Raw genomic sequence first — 20,857 nt, forward strand, 5'->3', positions numbered from 1 at the left:
ATTCATCATTTCTTTAGCCATATCTACGTCTCTCACTCTTGATTCTGCAGCTTGAAGATTTTCTGATGTGTTATTTACATTCTTAATAGTATGTTCTAATCTATTTTGTACAGCACCTAATTTTGATCTTTCAGTGGAAACCTTTTTAAGAGCTGTATCTATAGTATTAGTTAATGCACTAATAGTTGTAGCTTGAGTAGCTGAACCTACTACATCTCCAATACTAGCAGAAGTTACACCTAATGAACTAGCATCCATTGTAGCAACATTAAAACCTATGAATTGTGCATTATTAGCTCCTACTTGTAGTGTTATTGCTGATGTAGCAAAACTACCATTTAATAATTTTTTCTTATTAAACTCAGTTTTTGTAGTGATTTCAGTAATTTCTGTAGATAATTGATTTAACTCATCTTTTATATTAGCTCTTTCTTCATCAGAGTTTGTATCATTAGCTCCTTGAACAACTAATTCTCTCATTCTTTGTAACATTGCATGTGTTTCTGTAAGTGCTCCTTCAGCAGTTTGAATTAACGAGATACCATCTTGAGCATTTCTTGATGCTTGATTAAGTCCTCTTATTTGTCCTCTCATTTTCTCTGAGATTGCAAGACCTGCTGCGTCATCACCTGCACGATTAATTCTCATACCTGATGATAATTTTTCTGTTGATTTTGCTTGATTTGTTCCTATAGATCCCATTTGTCTATGAGTATTCATAGCTAACATATTGTGATTAATAATCATAGTTAATTCCTCCTTGAATTTTTATTGACCTTCCTTTGTCATTTTATTAATTTTTATAAAAAGTCTGGGCCCAACTTAAATGACTTTTTATAGTCTCATTTAATATATCGGTAATATTTTAAACAACTTTATACTTTTATATATTTTTTTTTAGAATTATTATATAAACTTGTAGGTTATTGTTAATATATTACTCAAACATTTTCTTTAAAATATCTGTTGCACCATTTGAAGTTTCAATCGCCTTTTTATTCTCATCCTGAATTTGCAAATAAATCTCTTTTCTATGTACAGAAATATTTTTAGGTGCTTTTATTCCAATCCTTACACCATCTTTATAAACCTCAAGAACAACTAACTCAATATCATCCCCAATAATAATACCTTCACCTTTTTTCCTAGATAATGCTAGCATATTATTCACCCACCTTTTGCTTTAATTGTTTTAGGGGTTCATATAGATTATGCTTAATTTCGTATTTATCGCTATCTAGTATAACTTGAATGCCTTTTTTAGTCTTAGTATTAATGATGATTGGTGCTTTTAAGTTAGTAGTCATCTTTTCAATATCTGTTGGAACTACAATTATAGTATATATAAGTAAATCTTCCTCTTTTAATTCTCCAATGCGTAAAATTAATTCATCATTAACTTCTGGAGTATAATCAGGAAATACTAAAGGTGTGCATATCATTGGTAACACTATATCCTTATTTTCTATTGACTGTAGCCAACAAAAGATATCATTCTCGTGTATAATAGTGAATTCGTGATATTCAGTAAATCCAAATATTCCTTCATCAAATGTATTAATTTGTTCCTTATCAACTTCTATTTTACCAAAATGCTTTGTATCAACTAGCATTCTACCACCCCTTATGAGTTTATTTATAACATGCTTTTAATCTAGGAATAAATAAGTAATTCATACAAAATATGCCATTACATTATTATATCATTGATTATTTAACATATAAACATATAATATATAAATTATCTTGGTATTTTATTCCACTTGATAATATTATAGACGCATATCTTCATGCGTCTATAATAAATAATAAAATCTTTATCCTATAATTATCTACCTAATAAAATCCAACAAAGTAGTCTGTATTATCTTATTAGATGACATTAACGCTGCATTGTAAACCATCTCCTGAGATTTCATTTTCATTATTACCTCTGCAATATCAATATCTTCGTTTTGAGACATCAAATCAGTAAGATTTACTTTATCATCATCCAAGCGATTAATTGTTAAATCTAAGCGATTAATTCTAGTACCCAAATCAGCTTGTTGTTTAAGTAGATTATCTTTATGCTTATCAATTTTACCAATAAGTTTATTAAACTTATCTCCTAAACTATCTTTTAATAAGTCATCATATTTGGAACCATTTTGTGATACTTTACCAACTTCATTTATCATTTCTTCTAAATCTCTCATTAAATCAACACTTATTAGATCTTTTCCAAGAGCATTGATTGAGATACTCTGGTTATAACTTACTTGGTAACTAATATTATCTCTTTTATTATCATAATGTGTTATATTACCAATAGCATCAGTATGATCACACTCAAAATAATGTATAGGATTAAGATCATTCTTCTCAAATTTATCCTTATTGTATTCAAAAGTTATATCTTTAATATTACCTTTATCTTTTGAATTAAATATTAATTCACCTGTATCCTTAAGAAAATAAACCTCTCCCTCAGCTGGTTCATATGCTTTTGCATCCTTAGATAACCTATCTTTAACATCAAGTTCAGTTCCAGATGTTGAATCTATCTTTAACTTAGAGATACTAGTGTCTTTTATATTTGAATATCCTAATCTTATCCTATCCACATTAATAACTCTTGGATTAGGTGAACCATTTACTATCTTCTTAATTGATTCTACATCATCTTTAGTGAATTTTTCAGTTATCTTATAATCCATACTTACTGCTTTTGTGAATGTTAAAGATTTGTCAGTTTTGAATCCTGAAAAAACATGTCTCCCTGCATAATCCACATTCCCCTCATTAGCAAGCTGCTCTTTTAACTGTTTTAGAGAAGTAATGATACTCTTTCTTTCATTTGTACCTAATGTTCCATTAGCTGCTTGTACACATAATCCTCTAGCTTTTTTAACTATTTCAATAATATTTGAAATCGAATTTTCTGAAACATCCATCCAAGATAATGCATCTTTGGCATTAGATTTGTATTGTTCAATTTCTCTAACATTACTTCTTAACCTTAATGCTCTTACTGCAACTATTGGATCATCAGAGGGTCTTTGAATCTTTTTGCCAGAAGCTAATTGACCTTGATAAATACTAAGAGCATATTTACTTCTATTAAGACTTAGTAATATATTATTTGACACCATATTATTCGTTATTCGCATATAGATTACACCTTCCTCACTTATATCATCTCACATAACTATTCTCTATCTAGCTAGTTAGCTCCCATTCTATTAATTGTTACATCAAATATCTCATCAAACACCTTTATCATTTTGGCTGATATAACATAAGCCTGTTGAAACTTAACAATATTAGTAGCCTCTTCATTAATATCAACACCAGAATAAGATATTCTCTGGTTATCAATCATTTTGTTAAGAGCTAACTGACTTTTTTCAAAACTATCAGCTTGACTTTTATCTATACCTAATTCCCCAATTACCGCTTGAATGTAATTACCTGGTTCACCTGTTTTGAACATTTTACTATCATGTTTTAGTGCAAGAAGCTCTTTTATAATTGAACTATCACTTTCCCCTGATTCTTTTTTATAACTTGTTATTAACTTATCTACGTCTTTTGCTATTTCTTTTGAAAATTGAAAGTTATCAATGGTCATTTTGCTATAATCAATATCTCCTGAAGTATAACCATCATATGTAAATAATGGAGCACCGTTTCCCTTTTTGTGTATATCATTGAATTTCTTAGCTACTGTTCTAACAAAGTTGTTCATTCTATCAACATAGTATGAGATTCCTTTGTAACTTAGATTTTCACCCATACTAACATTAGCAGCACTTGCAGGAACAACTGTTTTTAGTGTAAAAGTTAATTTGCCACTACTTTCATTATAATTATAACTCTCATATTCATACTCAATATTATCAATCTTAATTTTGCCTTTATCCGGTAGATCAGTTCTATTAAAACCTATGACTTCAATAACCTTGCCATTAGAATTATCTATTTGTCCTTTGAAGTTATTACCATTATTACCATCTCTCATATCAATATAACCTTTTAACTCACCTTCTAGCTCAGGATCTGTCATATCGAATTTATTCCCATTTTCCCAATATATATCATATAATCCCGGCTCGTCTTCTGGGTTGTTTAGATTTTTTCTTGATTTAGTTTTTAGTAGATTAACCTTAGTTCCTTCAAGAAGTTTTTGTCCATTAGCTAGAATTGAAAAAGTTTTTTTGCCATTAGCATCTATATGTTCATCAACCTTAACATTAATTATTTGTGATAATTCATCTACAATATTAGCTCTTTTATCTCTTAGATCATTAGCTTCCACACCAGAAAACTCAACATTTTCTATTTGTTTATTAAGAGTAGCTATTTGATTAGCACAGTAATTAATTTGGTCAACCTTAGATTTGATTGAGTAGTTAGCCTCTCTCTGCAAAGACCTCATTTTCTCCCCGATATCATTAAAATATCTAGAAAAACTCTTAGCCATATCAATAAAACCAATTTTGTATGATTTATTTGATGGGTCTGTAGATAACTTTTGTAATGACTTAAACATATCGTCGAACTGTTTTGTTATACCAGTTTTTTTTATTTCATTAAGAATTGTTTCCACACTGCTTGTCTGTGAATTCTTGACCCTATATTCTCCTAGATGACTGGAATTACTCCAGAACTTAACATCCAAATAATGATTCCTGTACCTACTAATCTTTAGTATTTCTGAACCAGTTCCCATCATACCAATACCATTATTAGGTAGAGGTCTACAAGCTGATTGAACTCCATATTGTCTACTGTAACCAGGAGTTTGTGCATTAGTGATATTATGATTAGTTATATCTAACCATGTCCTAGCTGTATATAATCCTTGTGTAGCTACATTTAATCCAAAAAATGACGATCTCATTTAACTCCTCCTATCTCCCTACAAGACCTAATCTATTTATAACCTGCTCTAACATCTGATCTACTACCGTAACCACTCTTGCAGATGCATTATATGCATGCTGATATTTCATCATATTACCTAATTCTTCATCAGTAGACACACCCATAATAGTACTTCTTTGATTCTCTATCTGTGTTATAAGTATTTTTTGATTATTCATATGTTCCTTAGTAACTTTTCCTGAACTACCTATTTCTCCTATAAAACTAACATAATATTCATTGATATTAAGTTTTGAATCACTTCCAGGATATTCTGGCCATTTTGCATTTTTCCATTCTTTAATGATATCTTCTACTACATCATTATTCTGAACTTCCCCTTTAACTTTAGTAATACATAGTTTATCATAATCCTTTAATATAGCAGGATTAATCTCAATATTACCAGCTGAATATAATGAATGAACATTAGATTTATCTTCCCCATTATATTTATTACTACTGTCATATCTATCCATATGTTTTCTTTTAAAAAGTTCAATATACTGTGAACCATCTAAACCATAAGGTCCACCTGTTCTACCTATTGGTGCTAATTTATTATTAACTGTAGTAATAACTGAGTGAATTAGCTTATCAAATTTTGCTTGAGTTCTCATAATGATTGATGGTTTTACGTTCTTATTATACTCATCAATATTAGCATCTTCTGTATCCGTCCAGTTAGCAGACCTAGTTCCTCGAGATAATAATATTCCTTTTAACGAACCTTTGTCATTATCTTTTTCTGGTGAAATCTCTGTATCTAGATTGAATACTCTTTTACCAGTTGCTTTCCATATAGGTGATACTAGAAAACTTTTAGGCACTGACTGCTCCAGTTCTATTTTATTAACTATACCATCTGATACAAAATCAAAGCCTTCTGCTTTAACTATAACATTACCACTCTTATCTTCTCTATAACTTATGTCAATTATCTCTGCCAATTTGTCTAGGGCATTATTTCTAGCATCTCTATAATCATTAGCTCTATCACCATTTATCTCGTATTTAACTATTTTATCATTAAGTGCGTTTATTTCTTCGCCCAGTTTATTAATTTCATCTACTTTATCAATAACTTGTTTGTTAAGATTTGATTGATAATTATTAAGTTGTTTCATTACAAGATTAGCTTTATTTACGAAAAGAACAGCATTCTGTACAAACGTTCCTCTTGCTTCCTTACCATCTGGATGTTTAGAGAGTTCATTAAGAGATTTCCAGAACTTTTCAAGTATCTTTTTCATACTCTCTCCTTCTGTTTCTCCTAGTATTGCTTGTATTTCATCTAATGCTTTTGCATCTGAATTATAATACCCATATCTACTAACTTCATTTCTGAATGCTCCATCAAGAAACATATCTCTTACTTGACGTAAAGCTTGTACATCAGTACCCATACCAACCATTAGGTTACTATATCCATTATTGCCTATTTTATAATACCTTGAATCTTTCAGTAAAATTTGTTGTCTAACATACCCTGGTGTATTTACATTAGCCATATTATGCGCTGTTGTTTGTAATGCATATTGACTAGCTTGCAACCCCGATACAGCTCTTGATAAACTACTTATTGAAGACACATTATCACCTCTATTGTTAATTACTGTAATTTTATCCTTTGTAGTTAAGTATTAAGAGTTATAAGCTAACCTTATAATTATTTAGGCTATACCTCTTAATACTCAACTATCATATATCTATCTACTATTCGTTAGGTATATGTTTATTGTTTAGCATCAAAGAATCTTCTAGCATCTTGTGAGTTATATATATTTCCTTGTGCCTCATAGTTGCTATTTGTCATATAGCTCTCACTCTGTACAGCATTCATTGTAAAATCAATATACTCAAGCGATTCTTTTAATAAAACCTTATTTCTATCGTTTATTACTTGTAAGCTTTCAACTACTTCTCTGATATTATCTCTTAAATTATTTAAATGGTTATGTTCTTTTTCCTGTTTGGCTAGTAAAACCGCGAGATTATTTATAGTTAATTCATCTATATTCTTGTTAGTCACTAGAGCAATATCATTAATTATTTCTTCTCTTATCTTATCTATTCTAAGAACACGTGAAGCCATTTGCTGTTCTTCCTTAGTTAGTTCATTAAGAGCAGAGATATCACCTTTTATAATAATTTCTGTTTTTGATTGACCTATTGTTAGTAATCTGTTGTAGCACTGTTTTTCTTCTTCTAGAGTTGTTATCAAATCTTCTATTAAACTAGCCAATGTGCTCAAATCCTTTCAAAATATTAACAATCTAACATATCAGTTAGAATAATACTATTCGCTATTAACCTCTCTTGTCAAAATAGCTGTCTACTATTTTATCAGCTACCTCTCTAGCACTAACATTATATGAACCTGATTGTATACGTTTTTTTATATCGTTAACTTTATCTTGTCTGATATCAGGTGCATCCTGAACTGCTTTTTTAGCTATCTGCAACTCTTTTGCGATGTCTGATATAGCTAGTGAGTCTTTCTCTTTTTTAATCTTTGATAGTTTGGATATTCTATCTGTCTGATTAACTTTGTAAGCGTTGTTAACATTGTTAATTTTGTTTATTCTCATGATAGAACCCCCTCTCTTCCATTATATTTCTCTAACATATTTTAATTATATGTTGTTTTCAATTATTTTATCGGCAATCATCATTATAATATTTAGCCAAAAATGAAAAAACATAAAAACAGACTGTCTCAATAATCTATTTTTGTTATTATCAAAAAAATAATTATATCTAATTAATAATTTAATAAAAATGGATTATTAAGCAGTCCTTTAATTATAACTGTTTTATGATTAGCTATCTTTATTTAGATATCTCATCTTAGCTATTACTTCATCTTTCTTCGATTTTTTAATAGCATCTTCCTCATCATAAGCCCCTGTTAAATTATGTTGAATATCGTATTTACATTTGTCACAATACCTACCTGTTCTAATATTATCGCCACATATCTCACATTCAATACCTATGGCTGACCCTTCTGCAAATATAAGTCGTTCTTCACGTACCCATTGATGAATTAGTTTAATAGAAACTTCACATTCTTCGGCTACTTGAGCTATATTTGCATTTGGATTATCTCTTATGTATTTCTTGGTTACTTCAAATAAGTCATTTAATTTACTTTTACATGCGGGGCATATAGGTACGCCTCCTATATAATTAAATATTTTCCCACATTTCACACAATTTCTTACATTCATATAAAAACACCTCCGTTTAATATCCTTTTCCTATTGCAATTGTAATAAAAAATACTTCTTTTGCTCCATTAATCAATAATTCCTTTGCAAGGCTGTCAATAGTATTTCCTGTAGTATATATATCGTCACAAATCAATATTGTCTTACCTGTTATTTCATCAGGTTTAATAACTTTAAAAGCTTTTTTCATATTGCTAACTCTTTCTTTATCTGAAAGATTTTTTTGAGGCTTAGTATTTATTGTTCTCATTACGCAATTAGTATTACAAGGTATGTCTAAATACTTTCCTATATATGTGGCGATAATTTCAGCTTGGTTATAACCTCTTTTTCTCTGTTTTTTTATGTGCAGAGGTACAGGAATTATTAGATTAACATATGCTTCTACTATCTCCCTTTTATATAATGTTACTACTTCTTTCGAGAAAATTCTACCATAATTATTATTATTATTGTTTTTATATCTTTGTAGAGCTTTTTTCAGCTTACCTTCATATAACCAGACTGCCCAACCTCTTGTATAATCATGTTCATTTTTGGTGCAATCAAAACAATACTCAGCTAATTCACTATTAAGGGGCTTGCTACATTTTTTACATCTGGGTTCCATTATATAAGGAAGCTCTTCTACACATGACTCACAAATTCTTTCTTCCTCATTTATAGGTATTATATCCATACATATGGGACACCGTTTTGGATAAATTATACTTAACAATTCATCTCCTAATTTATTAATTCTCATAAAATCCAACCTGCCTATGATTAATCAACAAAACTAACTATCTTATAATCTATATACCAACTTCATTCATGGTATCAAATATCTCTTGTATTCTTAATCTAAGTGTAGAATACCTTTCAATCTCTTTATCATTATCAATCATCTGATATATGGTACTATCTAGTCCTACAATGACTACATACTTTTTAGCACGAGTAACCGCAGTATATAATAGGTTCCTTATTAGAAGCATGGATGGTCCAGTAAGGAGAGGAATAACAACTACTGGATATTCACTCCCTTGTGATTTATGAATTGTAACTGCATAAGCTAATTCCAACTCTTCCAGATTAGCATATTCATATTCCACTACTTTATCATCTTCAAACTTCACCTTTAATTTATTGGTATATTGATTAATCTCTATTATAGTTCCTATGTCCCCATTAAATACACCAACACCTTCATCAATAGTAAAGTTATACTCATTTTTTATTTGCCATGCTAAGTTATAATTGTTTTTTATCTGCATGACCTTATCGCCTTCCCTGAATAAAACATCACGGAATACTTTCTCATTCTTATCTTTTTTTGGCGGATTCAAGGTTGCTTGTAATTCCTTGTTGAGATTAATAGTACCAAGCAATCCTTTCCTCATAGGAGAGAGTATCTGAATCCCATCAAAAGGTGAACAATTAGCAAATTTCGGTAATCTAGTCTTTGTCAGAGTTTTTATCTCTTCTAAAATACTTCCTGATGTAGCTCTTTTTATATAGAAAAAATCACTTTTTTTATTACATAGATCAATGTGTTCTCCAGAATTAATCTTATGTGCATTCATAATAATTGCACTTTCTCTGGCTTGACGAAATATCTTTTCTAGTTTTACTGCCTTAATTTTCTTACTCTCAATTATGTCTTTTAGAACATTTCCAGGTCCTACCGATGGTAATTGGTCTTTATCCCCAACAATAATAAGCCTCGTACCTGGTATTAATGCCTTTAATAAGCTATTCATCAGAACAATATCAACCATGGATGCTTCATCAATAATCAAAGCATCACACTCTAATGGATTATCCTCATGTTTCTCAAATTTATTATTATCTTCACTATTCATAAAAGAAATCTCTAAAAGTCGATGTATGGTTTGCGCCTGCCTTCCTGTAGCTTCTGTCATTCTCTTGGCTGCCCTACCTGTAGGTGCAGCTAACATTACATCTAACCCTTGTATCTCTAATAATTCTATTATGGAATTAATAGTTGTTGTCTTACCTGTTCCAGGACCTCCAGTCACAACTATAACCCCATTTTTAATTCCTTCTTTTATAGCTTGTCTCTGATAATCATCAAAAACAATATCTGAACTTTCTTCAATAGCTTTAATCTCATTATCTACATTACTAGGTAAATCATAATCATATTGAGCTAGATCATATATCTTTCTTGCCACATTCAACTCCAAATGATAAAACATCATATTATAGGTTATAACTCTATCTTCAACTTCCTTACTTATGATTTGTTTATTAATCTGTAACTCAATTATGGCATTCTCTATCAATTCATAAGGAACCAAAAGCATCTCTTCTGCCTTATCTATCAAATCATTCTTAGGTAGATAAGTATGTCCGTTAAGAGAAGCTCTTCTCAGAATAAACATAATTCCAGCCTTGACCCTATGAACTGAATCTTTATCAATTCCCATCTTCATTGCTATTTCATCAGCCGTCTTAAAACCTATTCCTATTATATCTTCAGCAAGTTTGTAAGGATTGTTCCCAACAATGTCCATAGTACGTTCTTTGTACCTATTATATATCTTTATTGCATAGGTCAATGAAATACCATACTCTTGTAAAAATATTATTGTCTTTCTCATTTCTCTCTGCTCATAAAAAATATTAGCTACTTCGTTAGCTTTCTTCTCACTTATGCCTTTTACCAAAGCAAGAGTCTCTGGTTCCTCTTCTATAATCCTAAAAGAATCATCACCAAACTTCTTAACAATCCTCTTAGCAAGAGCTGGTCCAATCCCCTTAATCGCTCCCGAAGACAGATACCTTAAAACAGAATGCCTATCCTGTGGTATAAAACTTTGATAGCTTTCAATCTGGAATTGTCTACCATAAGTATGATGAGAAACATATTCTCCAACCGCTCTAATCTGCTCTCCTTCAGATACCCCAAGCATTGTCCCAACACAGGTAATATCCTCTTCTTCCATACTAATCTCACACACACAATATCCATTATTCTCATTTCTATATATAATCTCTTCAATTATTCCTTCAATAACTTGCTGAGTTTCCATGAAATCACCTTTAATATTTGTATCGTCATTTAGATTATTTTATCATATATGTATAGCAAAGACAATTAATAGTGTCGGTTTTGAGATTCTCAAATATAAGCCAGTACAAAAAATAATATCTTAGATTATATATCCGACTATATTTTAATGATTTTTCAACTAATTGCAATATATTATTTTTTTAAAATTTAATACAATTAATATATTTTTTTTATAATAATTTGACAAAATTCTTAATATTATATATAATATTAAACATCAGATCTGATATATCGTAATTTTAAGTAAGAAAGGAATAAAATAAAATGAATAAAAAATTAAATAAATTAGTAAGTTTATCTATGGTAGTAATTATATTAGCGATAACATTTAAATTCGATGTATGTGCGTCATCAAATAAATTAATAGAAAATCATCAAATTGAAAAAACTGATAATTCAAACATAATATCTAACGAGTCTATGTATAGCAGTTTTAGTGATGTAGGTATTTTAGAGCAAGGTGTCTTATCTGGAGTTGGATTATGTTCTGCTTTAACTGCTAGTTACCCTCTAATTATAGCTGGAGGAGTTTTAGTTGGAGCTGGAATTGGAGCATATGCTCTGTATAATCACTTAGCAAATAATTTAGAGATGACTGTACCAGTATATACGAATAGTTTAGATAAACATTTAGAAAAAAGTGCCGTTATTGATATAACAAAAAAACATACGTACACTGATTTATATTATTCACCAGTTACTGACAAAGCAATGATAGTGTACAATATTGATGAACATATATTCTCAGATGTTTCAAGTCCTATGGGAATACCTTATTTTCGTACTCATCATAATGTAGATTTATTTGGATTTAAATTAATTGTTTTAGTTGAATTAAACCATAGAGATGATGGTAATGAAACCAAATTTTTTCATGCAGAAATAAGAAGAGGCGTTCATGCATCTAGACAAATAGAATTTATGAGGTATAAAAATCAAATGTCTGTACAGATGTATAGAAATCCAAGTATAGATAATAAATATTTAGATAAGAACGGATATAATGGACCAATGGCTTCTCCTTATCAAATGCAAAAATAATTATCATTATAAATGTTTATCTAAAAAAATATACCTACTGTATATTTATACGAGGAGTTAATATTATGAATAAAGAACACTATAAAAAATATATATATAATTTAATTAAAGAATGTCATGAAATTAATGAGAACGACTATCTTTCACCGATTTTTTCAAATGATTATATGAGAAAAACAAGAATAGCTCTTTTAAAGGAACAAAAATATAAAGAGTTAGCATCTATATATCAACTTTTAGGAATGCATTGTAGAAATCTTAATGATTTATATTTGGATAGTTTTCTTACATATAATTTTTATGCTAATAGTTTACTTAATATTAGTTGTTATTATTCTAAACATGGTCAAGACGAAAATTATTATACATTTTTACAATATATTGCCAGCTCTAATGAAAAATTATTGACCCACTTAAAAGATATTGATGATAGATTTATCTATACTTATGCATTAAACATAGAGCTATTAGGAGATATGTATCTATTAATTAATCATATTAAATCTAAAGATTATTATGATAAAGCGAAATCATTATATAAAGATATAGATAAATATGAACAGCTTTCAACTAGTAATGATTTTTGGTGTTCTTTTTCATTTATTGAAACAAGTATAGCGTTAAAAGAATGCTTTGATCTAGAAATAAGTTTTAATGATTTAGGACTTGAACGGATTAAACAAAAAAATGAGTTGTTAGATATATTTAAATAAAAAAAAGTAACCCTCATCTCATCTCTACCAGTCCTTTTCAAGAGGGTTCTCTATTAAATAAACTACCTTTTTCATGGCTTCCTCTTCATCATTTCCATCAATAACAATTTTAACCTTATCACCTTCAGCCAACTCCAACATCATCACACTAATAACACTTTTACCATTCCCACTTCTATTACCCCTGACTATAGTGATATTAGCTCCAAATTTTGACGTCTGATTAACAAAATAAGCACATGGCCTTGCATGGAAATTATATCTAAGTACAGCTTCTTGTATAATCACATAAATCCCTACTTTAATCTGATTTTCATTATAACACCATCTTCAATAAACTCATCTACATTACAAAGAGAAAAGCCCTTAACCTTTTCCATATTGGTAATTATAATAGGCGTTATTACCTCCTTGCCCTTCTCTTTGATTAACTCTAGATTCATCTTAATTAACGGATCACCTTTCTTAACAACCTGTTTTTCCTCTATTAATCTCTCATAACCTTCACCTTTTAACTCCACAGTATCTATTCCCATATGTATAAGAATCTCCAAACCCTCTTCAGAACTAATTCCTATAGCATGATTTGTTGGGAATATCTGAATTATCTTACCATCACAAGGTGCTTTTATAACACCATCCTCTGGTAAAACAGCAATACCATCTCCAATCATCCTAGAAGCAAAAACTTCATCTGGTACTTTATCAAGTTCTACGACTTTGCCTCTAGCTGGACTATATATTAGGGTCTCTTTTTGTTTCTTCAATATTTTAAACATCATTTCCTCCTAGGATTATTGTTATTATAACATAAAACTGATTAATGGGGTTCTATACAATCTTCTTCATTTCATCAACTACTAATTCCGCTTTTGGTCCTACAATAACCTGCATATTTTTATTATTAGGTCTAAGAACTCCTGAAGCTCCTAACTTCTTCAATTCATCATCATCAACTATTGATGAATCATTCAAAGTCAGACGAAGTCTTGTAATACAAGCATCTACTGCCTTGATATTTTGTTTACCACCAAGTGCCATTACAAACTCAGCTGCTATTCCTGCCATACCAAGATCTGCAATAAGAGCATCAATATTACCACCTTGTTCATCTAAACGACCTGGTGTAGGTAGATTAAGTTTTTTGATTGCGAATACGAAAACAAAATAATACACAACTCCAAAACATAAGCCTATTGGTAGAAGCAGTAATGGCTTGGTTGCTAATTTGAAGTACAGAGCATAATCTATGAAACCTGCCGAGAATATGAATCCATGCAATATACCCAGTATATTACATACAATTAATGATAAACCTGCTAGAACTGCATGTATAACGTATAGTACTGGTGCTAAGAATATGAAACTAAATTCTAATGGTTCTGTTACACCTGTTAAAAATGATGTAAATGCAAGAGAGAATATCATTGAACCAACTAAAGCTTTATTTGCTTTTTTAGCACATGTATACATAGCAAGACCTGCCGCTGGAAGAGCAAACATCATTATAGGATAGAATCCAGCCATGTATATTCCAGCACTTGGGTCCCCAGCAAGATATCTAGCATAGTCTCCTCTTACTATTTCACCTGCAGCATTAGTGAATTCACCAAAGTTCATCCAGAATATATTGTTGAGGATATGATGTAAGCCTGTAGGTATCAATAATCGGTTAAGGAAACCATATACCCCTGCTCCAACAGCTCCTGACTGAATAACAAAATTACCAAACATATCTAATCCTTTAGCAATAAATGGCCATACTACACAAAATAGTAATGACAAAGGAATAGAAGCTATAGATGTAACAAAAGGTACTACCGATTTTCCGAACTTGTTATCTTTTAATTTGTTATATATAAATGCAGTAACTCCACCTGTTACTATACCGCCCAATACACCGATATCAGTCCCAGGAACTATTGCATTAATTCCAGCTATTACCATAAAATAAGCTATGGAGCCAGAAAAAGCAGCTATACTACTTTTATCTTTTGATAAGCCAATAGCTACACCTATGGCAAATAATAAAGCTAAATTACTAAACACAGCATCTCCAGCATTACTAATAAATGGAATGTTAAGAACATCTGGCTGACCAATACGTAATAGAATACCAGCTGCTGGTAATACTGCTATTGGAAGCATTAAAGCTGTACCTAATTTTTGTAACTTACTGAATACTTGCATTATGAATCCTCCTTATTTTAATATAATTTTAGAATAATCCTTTAAGTGGTACCCATGCATAACCAAATATAAGTGCTAATATTATACATGTGAACGCTGTTACAATTGGTACAAATCTTTTTCCTCCAAAGAAAGCCAACCATGTAGGTAATTGAGCATTTTTGTACTTATTGTATAATAATCCTGCTACTATCCCTGCAATGATTCCTGCTACTATCCCCATGTTACTGGCATCATTGATTGTCTGAACTCCTTTATTAAGTACAAAATACCCTAATACCGCTGATAACACAACAGTCCCATGATCATCAACAGCCAGTGCAATAGCTACTATAATGGCAACTATCATTGGTAAATGTGCAAATACTGTTTTTCCCATATCTTCAAAAAAAGCGATATTCAAAGCACCTGGTTGACCTATCAGCAATAAAATTCCTGCTACTAGCAGAACACCCACTGGGAGCAATAATGCACTTTTTTGTTTTTTTGTTGCCTCAGCCTTGTTACTCATAAAAAAACTCCTCCTTTAATCTTTTTAATATAATATTAAGATTAATTCATAAAAAAGTAGTTTAGTATAGAATTTAGCTATCCTTACTTTACTTTTTATGGATTAATTAAAAAAGCATAAACTTACAGTTAAAACATGATATTGATTAAATACCATCTTCTATCCATAAGCTTATGCCTGCATTACCAGTAACACGCTCATTAATTTCTTAGTCTTTCAATATGTAGTGCTAAAAAACCTTTCTCGTCTTTTGATACTTTTATCCCTTTCTCATTTTCAATTATCACAGCTACTTTTTCAGCTATTTTATAGGCTACATCAAGTTTGGTGACTATATCCTCCAACAACGGGTTCACTATCCCTTTTTTCTTTTCCACACGAGTGATACTTTGTTTTAGATGGGTCACCAATCTAGTATACATAGTTAGATTCTTATCTATATCATATCCTATTTCATCTTCTATCAATTCAAGTATATTCTTTAATAATCTGGTGTCTTTGATAGTATTCTTAATATTTTTCCGTTGTCTTCCTGAATGTAGATGCAGTGCTATGTATCCTACTTCATCATCAGGTATCATTACGCCTAGACGCTTATATAATAATGATTTTCCTCTTAATGCTAGATTATATTCATCTTTGTACATTGTTTTTATCTCATCTAGAAATGGATTAGAAAAGACCATACCTTGTTTTAGTCGTTCTAGTGCAAATCCTACGTGATCTACAAGAGCTATATGAATATGTTCATCCAAATGACCCATCTCTTTTTCTGCTAGAAGTATTATTTCTTCAACAACTCCAATTACTTTTCTATCTATTGCATTTACTAGCTGAATATATTCTTCTTTGAGCACTCCTTCTGAGTTACTATATTTCTTTTGTATTTTATTTTCATATATTGTAGTAACTATATCAGCTTTTTTGCCAAAGCCGATACCTTTACCGATAAGGATCATCTCTTGATTATTACTAACTTTTTTGGCTAGAACAACATTATTATTTAGTACTTTAATGATATGATAAGCATTTTCCCCACTCAAAACTGCCTCCTCCAATCAGATTCCACTTTTATTCTTTAGAAATTTTATCATCTCATCTCTACTTTTACATTTTAATGCCTCATTGATTAAAGTTTCATTTCTACTAATACTATTAATATGCTTACGGATACCAAGAACATTCCTAGGTATAACACTTAATTCATCAATTCCTAAACTTATCCATAATGGTAATAATAATTCATCTGATGCTGTTTCACCGCATATTGAAACTTCAATACCTTCCATATGGGCATTCTTAACAACCATTTTTATACTTTTTATAACCGCTGGATTATATGGAGAATATAAATAGCTGACTTTTGTATTCATTCTATCTACCGCACATACATATTGGGTTAAGTCATTAGTTCCGATACTAAAAAAATCTACTTCTCTAGCAAATTCAGCAGAATTAAGTACAGCTGCTGGGGTTTCTATCATTATTCCTACCTTAATATTTTCATTAAAACTTTTTTCTTCTTCAATTAGTTTTTCCTTAGCTTTCTCTAATAGTTTTTTAGCTTCTATGATCTCTTCATATGCAGTTATCATTGGAAACATAATCTTTATATTACATTCTTTTGAAGCTCTGAGTATCCCTTTCAATTGAGTCAATAGCAACTTCTCTTCCTGCAAGCAATATCTAATGGCTCTATTACCTAGAAAAGGATTTAATTCATCCTCAATATTTATGTATTCTATTTTTTTATCCCCGCCTACATCCAATGTACGAATTATTAGTTCTTTACCTTTTAGTTTTTTGCCTACATTACTATAAATATCATATTGTTCTTCTTCTGAAGGAGGTATTTGTCTATTCATATATAAAAATTCTGTTCTGAATAGTCCTATACCCTCACCGTCATTATTCAATACTTGTTGTACATCATCTAGCGAACCCATATTACAACAGATTTTACAATTATAGCCATCTCTAGTTTTAGTCTTACATCCTATAAAAGATTTTTCTTCTTCCAATTGAATTATTCTTCTTTCAATCATCTGTTTATATTTATTTATCTGAAACTCTTCTGGTTCTAATATAATTTTACCTTTTGTTCCATCTATGATTATATGTTCTTGATTGCTGACTATTTCCGTAATAGTATCTATTCCAGTAACCGCAGGAATTCCAAGAGTTCTAGCAAGTATTGCCGTATGAGAGGTTTTTCCTCCCGTTTCTGTAACTATACCTAATATCTTATCTATATCCATAGATAAAGTATCTGATGGTGTAAGCTCTTTAGTAATAAGTATAACTTTTTCTTTTAGTTTACTTAGAGGTTTATCTGTTTTCCCGATTATGTTGTTTATAATCCTTTTACCTATATCCTCTATATCCAGAGATCTTTCTTTGAAATAATCATTGTCCATATTATTGAATATGTCAACATATTCTTTTATTGTTTTATCTACTGCCCACTCTACATTATAACCCTTTTCAATTTTCTCGACTATACTATCTTTTAGATCAGGGTCTTCTATCATTGTAATATGAGATTCAATGATATCAGCTGTATCATCAATATTATGAGCATAATCTAAGTATAATTTTCGTAATTGTTCTATACTAAGTATTAAAGCTTTTTCTAGTTTGGCTTTTTCATTAGTTGTATCATCAATTTTTCTTCTAGTTATTATATATTCAGTAGGATTATAGCAATATACTGGTCCTATACCATAACCTGCTGATACATTAATTCCAAATAACTCTTTCATAGTTTTTCTCCTTAGACTGCAAAGTTATTTACTATTAATTTCTCTAATGCATTCATTGCTTCTTTTTCATCATTGCCATTAATCTTAAGATATATCAAGTCATCTTTTAATACACCTAGAGATAAAAGTTGAAGAAATTTTTTCCCATCGACTTCTTTCTTATTTTTTATTACTTTTATCTCTGAACTGAATTCTTTTGATTTATTGATAAATAATGTTGCTGGTCTTGCATGTAATCCTGTTTCAGCCCTTATAATAAAACTCTTCATCAACATTTAATCACCTCAAGCTTTTATTTTACATTAAAAAAGGCACAAACCAATAAATGGTTTATGCCTGCTATTTACAGTAACACACCAATAACTTTAAAGTTATCATTTTCTATATTATATCACTTAAATAAAATAATGTCAATAACTATACACTAATATGTTATTTTATATTCATTTATTATTAAATCAATTCTACAATATGGTTTTACAATGCTTTTTAATTCTTCTGCTTTGTCTGTTTTCTCCATATATATAGGTTAAAGACAATTGTTTAATATTTTTGCCCCACTTCTAATATTCACCTCTTGGAGCTTGTGCATCAAATGTTAGAATTTTATAAGATTCATAATCTCTTGCGCTGTCTAGTGAAAATTCAAACTCTTCTATTGCAGACTGATACATATATAACCCTTTAACTTTAACAAAAGATTGATCATAAGGCATTTTAGACATAACTGTAATAATCTCGTCTTTAATAGGTCCATCAAGTTTAACTTTTTGAGTTACACTCCCTTTAACCAAAGGGTTTTCATAGTAGATAAATTCTAATGACATCACTTCACCTAGAACTGCAAATCGACTTGAAATTTCATTACCAGAATTAGTAACTTGCACTATTTCATTTTCTAACTTATTGTCATTAGCACTTTCCTGCTGTGGAATAATAACTAAATGATATTTGGAATAATCTATATTTTTCTCTTCATCTACAGAAAATAACATTTCATTTTTAAACCTAGACAAATTCTTTTCCAATTCACTTAGTTCAGATGTACTATCTGATAAAACTTCAAAATTATCAAATTTAACAGACGTTCCACATGAAGATCCCCATTGACCAACTACTTTAATATTATTAATGGTACAAGCTATTTTCAATACTCCTTTATCCTTTAATGATTTTTGTGCAGATTCAGATAATTCTTTAATCCACTTTTGATTAAAATAAGCATATTTAATATAATTATTTATACTCATATCATCACCAACTCTAATCGGATAATCCAAAAATGCTTCATCTGAATAAAAACAATACTCTTCATACATAGCATCAAATTTTATTTTTCCCTTTAGAGAAATTTTGCCTTCTAATTCCAAAGAAAATTTATTCTTTTTTGTATATGATACATCTTTAATTACAAACTCTTCTAGTTTACCTACACCCATCAATTGTTCGATATCATATTTTTCATTAGATATTAACGGTTTTTTATCTTCATCTTTTGCATCCAATTTTGATTCTAATTCTTTCACTTCATATGTGTTGGATTCGCTATTATAATGATACTCATTAGATGTCTTTAATAACAATTTATCATCTCTATCTGCTTCCATATACGTATATTCAAAAGTAGACCATTTATCTTCATTACTATCATCTTTTCCATACCTGTCAATCAGTTCACTTGATATAATTATTGATTGACCATTTGGATTTCCATCTTTAGGTACAGTATCATGCCCCTCTATATCAAGTGTTGTACCAGTAAACAAAATCTCTCCCTCAACATATCTATAAATTCTCAGAAACTTTCTATATGTACCTGTACCTCCACCTGAGCCTCTATATATAATGAAATTACCTTCCTTAGTAATACTATGGTCATATTGTCCAATCACTTCAAATTCATCAATTAGTTTATATTTATTTTCTGTAACTGATACGAAAGCGACTTCATAAAATCCTTCTCTATTTTTTGAATAAACAACTACATCTTCATTTCCATCATTATTAAAATCATCATATGTAAATGTCAGTTCATTAATTCCTTTTTCTTTAGAATAACTATCTCCTACATTTAGTTCATTAAAAACAAAGTCTATAACAGATTTCTTATCTTTAATATCAACAGTTTCTTGTCCGTTTTCATTCTTATCTTTCAAATGAGTCTTAATTTCATCTTTTGCTTTCTGTTCGGCTTCCATTTCAGCTCTAATTTCTGCTTTTAATGCTTCTTCGGATTTTTTATCAGCATTAGAACCACACCCAGTCATCACCAATAAAAAAATCAAAATACAATATATTAATTTCTTCATATATATTCCTCCTATATATAATTTTGGAATTTATTGTAACACAGATACAACAATATAAAATACTTACCATAAGTTAGGTTTTTCATAATATAAACACTCTCCCGACTAACA

21 protein-coding genes are annotated in these 20,857 nt (G+C 30.0%); 2 read left to right on the forward strand and 19 right to left on the reverse strand.

The window, feature by feature from the left end; genetic code table 11:
• From N4A55_RS11715 to recD2, 11 genes are all read right to left on the reverse strand, one after another.
• A partial coding sequence (locus tag N4A55_RS11715) for a flagellin N-terminal helical domain-containing protein (protein ID WP_293756528.1) occupies positions 1-747 on the reverse strand: 747 nt, incomplete at its 3' end.
• A gap of 190 nt (positions 748-937) precedes the next feature.
• A complete protein-coding gene (gene csrA, locus N4A55_RS11720) occupies positions 938-1,162 on the reverse strand; it encodes a carbon storage regulator CsrA (RefSeq protein ID WP_293756530.1) in 225 nt (74 codons plus the stop codon).
• 1 nt (position 1,163) lies between these two features.
• Entirely contained in the window at positions 1,164-1,613 is a 450-nt protein-coding gene (fliW, locus tag N4A55_RS11725; RefSeq protein ID WP_293756533.1) for a flagellar assembly protein FliW, read from the reverse strand.
• Between the two features lie 219 nt (positions 1,614-1,832).
• A complete protein-coding gene (gene flgL / locus N4A55_RS11730; RefSeq protein WP_293756535.1) occupies positions 1,833-3,152 on the reverse strand; it encodes a flagellar hook-associated protein FlgL in 1,320 nt (439 codons plus the stop codon).
• A 53-nt stretch (positions 3,153-3,205) separates the two neighbouring features.
• Entirely contained in the window at positions 3,206-4,885 is a 1,680-nt protein-coding gene (gene flgK, locus N4A55_RS11735; protein WP_293756537.1) for a flagellar hook-associated protein FlgK, read from the reverse strand.
• A 10-nt stretch (positions 4,886-4,895) separates the two neighbouring features.
• Positions 4,896-6,500 (reverse strand): flagellar hook-associated protein FlgK, encoded by a 1,605-nt coding sequence (gene flgK, locus N4A55_RS11740; protein ID WP_293756539.1) that lies wholly within the window; start codon positions 6,498-6,500, stop codon positions 4,896-4,898.
• A 143-nt stretch (positions 6,501-6,643) separates the two neighbouring features.
• Positions 6,644-7,153, reverse strand: coding sequence for a flagellar protein FlgN (locus N4A55_RS11745; RefSeq protein WP_293756542.1), 510 nt, complete (start codon positions 7,151-7,153; stop codon positions 6,644-6,646).
• 64 nt (positions 7,154-7,217) lie between these two features.
• The gene (flgM, locus tag N4A55_RS11750; protein WP_293756544.1) at positions 7,218-7,499 is read right to left on the reverse strand and encodes a flagellar biosynthesis anti-sigma factor FlgM; all 282 of its coding nucleotides are present in this window, start codon (positions 7,497-7,499) and stop codon (positions 7,218-7,220) included.
• A gap of 231 nt (positions 7,500-7,730) precedes the next feature.
• Positions 7,731-8,141 (reverse strand): flagellar protein, encoded by a 411-nt coding sequence (locus tag N4A55_RS11755; RefSeq protein ID WP_293756546.1) that lies wholly within the window; start codon positions 8,139-8,141, stop codon positions 7,731-7,733.
• 16 nt (positions 8,142-8,157) lie between these two features.
• Positions 8,158-8,886 carry a ComF family protein gene (locus N4A55_RS11760; RefSeq protein WP_293756547.1) on the reverse strand — a complete coding sequence of 243 codons (729 nt, stop codon included), beginning with the start codon at positions 8,884-8,886 and terminating at the stop codon, positions 8,158-8,160.
• A gap of 49 nt (positions 8,887-8,935) precedes the next feature.
• On the reverse strand, positions 8,936-11,179 hold the full coding sequence (gene recD2, locus N4A55_RS11765) for an SF1B family DNA helicase RecD2 (protein WP_293756548.1): 2,244 nt from the start codon (positions 11,177-11,179) through the stop codon (positions 8,936-8,938).
• Between the two features lie 305 nt (positions 11,180-11,484).
• Here recD2 and N4A55_RS11770 point away from each other — a divergent pair, with 305 nt between their 5' ends.
• Complete coding sequence (locus tag N4A55_RS11770) at positions 11,485-12,261, forward strand: hypothetical protein (RefSeq protein WP_293756549.1); 777 nt, start codon at positions 11,485-11,487, stop codon at positions 12,259-12,261.
• Between the two features lie 65 nt (positions 12,262-12,326).
• Complete coding sequence (locus N4A55_RS11775; RefSeq protein WP_293756550.1) at positions 12,327-12,974, forward strand: hypothetical protein; 648 nt, start codon at positions 12,327-12,329, stop codon at positions 12,972-12,974.
• Between the two features lie 24 nt (positions 12,975-12,998).
• Here the strand turns inward: N4A55_RS11775 and N4A55_RS11780 are convergent, their stop codons facing one another.
• The 8 genes from N4A55_RS11780 to N4A55_RS11815 form a co-directional block, all read right to left on the reverse strand.
• On the reverse strand, positions 12,999-13,262 hold the full coding sequence (locus N4A55_RS11780; protein ID WP_293756552.1) for an HPr family phosphocarrier protein: 264 nt from the start codon (positions 13,260-13,262) through the stop codon (positions 12,999-13,001).
• Positions 13,263-13,270: 8 nt separating this feature from the next.
• Positions 13,271-13,753 (reverse strand): PTS sugar transporter subunit IIA, encoded by a 483-nt coding sequence (locus N4A55_RS11785; protein ID WP_293756553.1) that lies wholly within the window; start codon positions 13,751-13,753, stop codon positions 13,271-13,273.
• A 52-nt stretch (positions 13,754-13,805) separates the two neighbouring features.
• On the reverse strand, positions 13,806-15,164 hold the full coding sequence (locus N4A55_RS11790) for a PTS transporter subunit EIIC (RefSeq protein WP_293756555.1): 1,359 nt from the start codon (positions 15,162-15,164) through the stop codon (positions 13,806-13,808).
• A gap of 28 nt (positions 15,165-15,192) precedes the next feature.
• A complete protein-coding gene (locus N4A55_RS11795; RefSeq protein ID WP_293756557.1) occupies positions 15,193-15,675 on the reverse strand; it encodes a PTS transporter subunit EIIC in 483 nt (160 codons plus the stop codon).
• A 200-nt stretch (positions 15,676-15,875) separates the two neighbouring features.
• Positions 15,876-16,718 carry a PRD domain-containing protein gene (locus N4A55_RS11800; RefSeq protein ID WP_293756558.1) on the reverse strand — a complete coding sequence of 281 codons (843 nt, stop codon included), beginning with the start codon at positions 16,716-16,718 and terminating at the stop codon, positions 15,876-15,878.
• A 15-nt stretch (positions 16,719-16,733) separates the two neighbouring features.
• Positions 16,734-18,437 carry a phosphoenolpyruvate--protein phosphotransferase gene (gene ptsP / locus N4A55_RS11805; RefSeq protein ID WP_293756560.1) on the reverse strand — a complete coding sequence of 568 codons (1,704 nt, stop codon included), beginning with the start codon at positions 18,435-18,437 and terminating at the stop codon, positions 16,734-16,736.
• An 11-nt stretch (positions 18,438-18,448) separates the two neighbouring features.
• Complete coding sequence (locus N4A55_RS11810; protein WP_293756562.1) at positions 18,449-18,706, reverse strand: HPr family phosphocarrier protein; 258 nt, start codon at positions 18,704-18,706, stop codon at positions 18,449-18,451.
• 294 nt (positions 18,707-19,000) lie between these two features.
• Positions 19,001-20,746, reverse strand: a complete 1,746-nt coding sequence (locus N4A55_RS11815) for a hypothetical protein (protein WP_293756564.1) — start codon at positions 20,744-20,746, stop codon at positions 19,001-19,003.
• Positions 20,747-20,857: the final 111 nt, after the last annotated feature.

Source organism: Vallitalea sp. (assembly GCF_025211055.1).
Lineage (GTDB): Bacteria > Bacillota > Clostridia > Lachnospirales > Vallitaleaceae > Vallitalea.

Coding starts and splice junctions, on each gene's coding strand:
- csrA (WP_293756530.1), bottom strand. CDS start 1,162: ATGCTAGCATTATCTAGGAAAAAAGGTGAAGGTATTATTATTGGGGAT.
- fliW (WP_293756533.1), bottom strand. CDS start 1,613: ATGCTAGTTGATACAAAGCATTTTGGTAAAATAGAAGTTGATAAGGAA.
- flgL (WP_293756535.1), bottom strand. CDS start 3,152: ATGCGAATAACGAATAATATGGTGTCAAATAATATATTACTAAGTCTT.
- flgK (WP_293756537.1), bottom strand. CDS start 4,885: ATGAGATCGTCATTTTTTGGATTAAATGTAGCTACACAAGGATTATAT.
- flgM (WP_293756544.1), bottom strand. CDS start 7,499: ATGAGAATAAACAAAATTAACAATGTTAACAACGCTTACAAAGTTAAT.
- N4A55_RS11755 (WP_293756546.1), bottom strand. CDS start 8,141: ATGAATGTAAGAAATTGTGTGAAATGTGGGAAAATATTTAATTATATA.
- N4A55_RS11760 (WP_293756547.1), bottom strand. CDS start 8,886: ATGAGAATTAATAAATTAGGAGATGAATTGTTAAGTATAATTTATCCA.
- recD2 (WP_293756548.1), bottom strand. CDS start 11,179: ATGGAAACTCAGCAAGTTATTGAAGGAATAATTGAAGAGATTATATAT.
- N4A55_RS11770 (WP_293756549.1), top strand. CDS start 11,485: ATGAATAAAAAATTAAATAAATTAGTAAGTTTATCTATGGTAGTAATT.
- N4A55_RS11775 (WP_293756550.1), top strand. CDS start 12,327: ATGAATAAAGAACACTATAAAAAATATATATATAATTTAATTAAAGAA.
- N4A55_RS11785 (WP_293756553.1), bottom strand. CDS start 13,753: ATGTTTAAAATATTGAAGAAACAAAAAGAGACCCTAATATATAGTCCA.
- N4A55_RS11790 (WP_293756555.1), bottom strand. CDS start 15,164: ATGCAAGTATTCAGTAAGTTACAAAAATTAGGTACAGCTTTAATGCTT.
- N4A55_RS11795 (WP_293756557.1), bottom strand. CDS start 15,675: ATGAGTAACAAGGCTGAGGCAACAAAAAAACAAAAAAGTGCATTATTG.
- ptsP (WP_293756560.1), bottom strand. CDS start 18,437: ATGAAAGAGTTATTTGGAATTAATGTATCAGCAGGTTATGGTATAGGA.
- N4A55_RS11810 (WP_293756562.1), bottom strand. CDS start 18,706: ATGAAGAGTTTTATTATAAGGGCTGAAACAGGATTACATGCAAGACCA.
- N4A55_RS11815 (WP_293756564.1), bottom strand. CDS start 20,746: ATGAAGAAATTAATATATTGTATTTTGATTTTTTTATTGGTGATGACT.